Here is a 4,212-nt window from a genome sequence, read left to right as displayed (position 1 = left end):
GAGGCGTTTCGCCTCGCGGCGGGCGGGAGCATCCTCGCGGGGCGCATCGCGGCGGAGAGGGGCGTCGGCGTCCATCTCGGCGGCGGACTGCACCACGCCTTCCCCGATCGCGCCGAGGGCTTTTGCTACGTGAACGACGTGGCGATCGCCGCCCGCGCCGCCCAGAGAGACGGGCTCGCCCGAAAGGTACTCGTCGTCGACCTCGACCTCCATCAGGGGAACGGGACGGCGGCCGTCTTCCGATCCGACAATTCGGTCTTCACCTTTTCGATGCATCAAGAAAACAACTACCCCGTCAAGGAACGCTCCGATCTCGACATCGGGCTTGGGGACGGAACGGGAGACGAGGAGTATCTCGATCTTCTCCGAGAGACCCTCCCTCGATTGCGGGACGAAGAGCGCCCCGATCTCGCGATCTACGTGGCGGGGGCGGATCCGTTCGAGGAAGATCAGCTCGGCGGGCTCTCCCTCACGCGCGCCGGCCTTCTGGAGAGGGACCGGATCGTCTTCGAGGAACTCGCGGCGCGAGGCGTCCCGGTCGCGGTCGTGCTCGCCGGGGGCTACGCACGCCGGCTCGCCGACACCGTCGCGATCCACACGGCTACCTGTCTCGAGGCGATCCGCGCCGCCGAGGGATTCCCCCCCGGAGAACGGCGGTGAGATCGAGACCGCTCCGAATCCTGGAGATCACGCATCAGGGGGATATCGGGGGCTCGACGAACTCGATCACGTGGCTCACCGACGGGCTCGCCCGGCTCGGACACGAGGTTTTCCTCTGCTGCCGCGAGGAATCCTTGCTGCACGAACGGTTCGCCGCGCATCCTTCCGTGCGCCTCGTCCCGTTCGTCTTCGGAAGGAACCCTCTCGCCCTCCACAGAAGCCGCGCCCTCGCCCGCGCCGCCCGCGCGCGAGCCGTCGACGTGATCAACGCGCACGCCTCGCTCGACCGCCACCTCACGATCCAGGCGAAGCACCTCTTCGGAGGGGGCTTCCGATTGGTTCACACGCGAAGAAACATGCCCCTCTCGACCGGCGGGCGTCTCCAGGGACGCTATTTCGGCGCCTTCACCGACCGGATCATCGCGGTGAGCGAACGGGTCGCGGAAGCGATGGCGTGCGGAGGAACGCCCCGCGAGAAGATCGACGTGGTGCACAACGGCATCCCTCTCGAATCGGTTCGAGAGGTGCCCGAGGAGCGGGTTCTCGACGCCCGCAGGACGATTCCTCTCCCCGAGGGCCTTCCGGTCGTCGGGATGTTCGCCCGGCGGAAGGGACAGGCCGATCTCCTTCGCGCGATGAAGACGGTTGAGCGACGATGCGCGGTTCTCTTCCTCGGGATCGACAGGGACGAGGAGCTCGAAGCGCTTCGCACGTCCCTCCGCCTCCCGCATGCCGTGATCTACGGGGGCTTCCGAAGCGACATCCTCCCCTACTATCGCCTGCTCGATGTCTTCGTTCTCCCCTCCGTCATCGAGGGGTTTTCGCTCGCGATCTTGGAGGCGATGGCCTCAGGGCTTCCGGTCGTTTGCACGGACGCGGGAGGAAACGCCGAGGCGGTGAGGGACGGAGTGAACGGCTTCCTCTTTCGTCCGGGCGAGATCGATCGGCTCGCCGCGGGCCTCAGGAAGCTCCTCGAGGACGGGGTTCTTCGGACCGAGATCGGGAGAAGAAACCGCGAGGAGGCATTCCGGCGTTTCGACGTGCGGGAAACCGTCCGCAAGACCGAGTCCGTTTATCTCTCTTTGATCGAGGCGAAAAGCGAATCGTGATCTCCTCGCGAATCCTCGTTCGCGCCGGGCTCGCCGGCCTTCTCTTCTTCCTGCCGTTCGGGATCGCCGGGCAGCAGATCGCCCTCGGGATCGGCCTCCTCGGGGTTCTCGCCTCCTCCGAGGCCCGGGGGCGCGCGCGCTCCTATCTTCTCGGCGCGCGAGACGGAAGAGCGCTTCTCCTCGGCGTCGCCGCGTGGGTCGCCGCCTCGCTCCTCGCGCTTCTTCTCTCCGAACGAGCGGGCGAGGGAGTCCGCGAGCTTCGAAAGCTCCTTCTTCTCCCCGCGCTCGTTCTCCCGGTCGCAGGAATCGAGAAAAGGAGGGATCTTCTCGCCGCCGCGATCGTTCTTCTCGCCGCCGCGACGGCCGCCGCCGCGATCGGCCTGGTCGAGCACGCGCGCGGAGGCGGGAACCACCCCTCCCGTCTCGACGGGCCGATCGGCTTCTACATGACGACCGCGGGCGTCCTCCTCCCGATCGCGCTCGTCGCCCTCGCGGCGGCGGTCTCTTGCCGCTCGCGGATCGCGGCGGTCGTCTTCGCGCTTCTCGCCTCCGCGCTTCTTCTCACGTACACGCGGGGCGCGTGGTTCGCCTTCGCCGCGGGGATCGCGGTGCTCCTTGCAAGGAGGCGACCGCTCCTTCTCCTCCCTGGCTTCCTCCTCCTCGTCGCCGTTATCGCCGGCGTTCCGTCTCTCCGCGAGCGGCTTCTCACTTCGTGGGACGCGGAGCATCCCCTGAACCGGGAGCGGGTCTTCCTCTGGGACGCGGGGCGCCGTCTCTTTCTCGATCATCCGTGGCGCGGAGCGGGCCTCCACGATCTCGGTGAGACGATCCGCGCCCACCGACCGCCCGAAGCGCGCGAGCCGCTCACGCACTTCCATAATCTTTATCTGCAAACCGCCGTCGCGACGGGGGTGCCCGGCCTTCTCGCGCTCGCCGCGTTCTTCTTCGGCTTTCTCCGCGCGCTCCTCTCCGCGGCGCGGCGCGCCCCGCCGGAGCTCCCCCGCGCCCTGGCGGAAGGGGCGCTCGCCTCGGTCGCGGCCTTCCTCGTCCACGGCCTCTTCGAGTGGAACCTCGGCGACTCCGAGGTCGCCCTCACGCTCTACGCGATCATCGGGATGGGAATCGCTGCCGGGCGCCTCGTGAACCGAGAGGTTTAGATGCGGTCGACCCGCTTTCCCGAGGCGACGTCCGGATCGGCGAGACACTCGCGGACGACCCGGAGAAGATCGCCCGCGTCCGCGTGGCGCGAGGCATCGACAAGCGTCAAGCGATCCCGCTCCTCTTCGATCCATCGCGAAAGAAGCGCGTAGCCCCCTTCCTCTCGAGTCCCCCCCTCGCCCCGGAAGAAGCGCTCGATCTCTCCTGCAAGGCGCTCGACGCGCGTCGCGTTTCGCCGGGCGCGAAGCCGGCGCATCGCCCCGTCCGCGCGGAGAAGGAAGAGCGTCACGCATCGAGCATCCGTCGACGGAAGAAAGAGAACGAGGTCCTTCCCGCGAACGACGGGAGAGGGCTCGGCGCGCACCTCGATCTTCTCGTTGTACGGAGGCCTCTTTCTTCGGATGCTCCTCCACTCGCGAAGAAGCGCCTCCGCCTCCGAGCCGACGACCTCCGTCTCGATTCGCGCGACCAGGCGCACCAGATCTTTCTTCTCCTCCGGAAGTCCGGCGAACCCGCGAAAGTAGCTCTCGACGCGCGCTCGAAGAGAACGGGACTTTCCGACGTAAAGCAATTTCCCCGAGCGGTCGCGCATCCGGTAGACGCCCGGACGATCCGGAAGACCGGCGAGAAACGTCTCTCCCCCTTCGCGGAGAAAGGGGATGCACCCCGATCCGGAAGCGGTCTCCTCCGGCTCCGGACAACCGCGGATCTCCAGAAGCCGCGCGTGAATCGAATGGAGGAGCCGCGCCTCGAAGAGGGGATCGTCCCCCTCCGTGGCGCGAAGACCGAGCGTCGCGGCGAGAGACTCGGGCGTGCGGGTTTCCTCAGCCAGGAAAAGGCCGGACGCCCACGCCCGAAGACGAAGGGTCGTTTCCGAGAAGATGCTCCCCCCCGGGTCGAGAAGTCGGAACGGCTCCCGCGCCCTGAAGATCGCGAGGGTCGCTCCCCGCGCGAGCCGTTCGAGCGGAGGAGGAAGGCCTCCTCGATCGCCGCGCCGCCGAGCGAAGACGAGAGACCCCGTCTCTCTTTCGCTTTGCACACGAAGGAACCCGTAGAGGAACGCGCGCGCGTCGGAGGCGGACCGCTTCGCGACGCCGAAGAGGAGCGCCTCTTCCCCGTAAGAAGCCGAGTCGGACGCCGCGTCTTCCGGGGCCGCCGCCCAGAGCTGGGTTCCGATCGAGACGAACCGAGGATCCTCGGCGAGAAGAGCGCGCACGATCGGACCGGCCGTGGAGGGGCGCGGATCCTGCACGCGGAGGAAGCGCCGGGCGATCTCGGTCGCCTG

General features: G+C 67.9%; 4 protein-coding genes. 3 read left to right on the top strand and 1 reads right to left on the bottom strand.

The genetic code is table 11. The annotated features are described in order from the left end of the window. The 3 genes from FJY73_14055 to FJY73_14045 all read left to right on the top strand — a co-directional run. On the top strand, positions 1-660 hold a 660-nt coding region (locus FJY73_14055), incomplete at its 5' end, for a histone deacetylase (GenBank protein ID MBM3321783.1). Beyond that, entirely contained in the window at positions 657-1,769 is a 1,113-nt protein-coding gene (locus FJY73_14050) for a glycosyltransferase family 4 protein (protein ID MBM3321782.1), read from the top strand. The genes FJY73_14055 and FJY73_14050, both read left to right, overlap by 4 nt. After that, on the top strand, positions 1,766-2,926 hold the full coding sequence (locus FJY73_14045; GenBank protein MBM3321781.1) for an O-antigen ligase family protein: 1,161 nt from the start codon (positions 1,766-1,768) through the stop codon (positions 2,924-2,926). Before FJY73_14050 ends, FJY73_14045 begins: the two co-directional genes overlap by 4 nt. Here FJY73_14045 and FJY73_14040 read toward each other — a convergent pair. Beyond that, the coding region (locus tag FJY73_14040; GenBank protein MBM3321780.1) for a nucleotide excision repair endonuclease at positions 2,923-4,212 on the bottom strand (1,290 nt) is incomplete at its 5' end. The two genes, FJY73_14045 and FJY73_14040, sit on opposite strands and share 4 nt — an antisense overlap.

Source organism: Candidatus Eisenbacteria bacterium, from assembly GCA_016867715.1.
Taxonomy (GTDB): Bacteria; Orphanbacterota; Orphanbacteria; order Orphanbacterales; family Orphanbacteraceae; genus VGIW01.
Note: the sequence above shows the minus strand (reverse complement) of the source record. Positions and strands in the feature narration are given on the sequence as shown.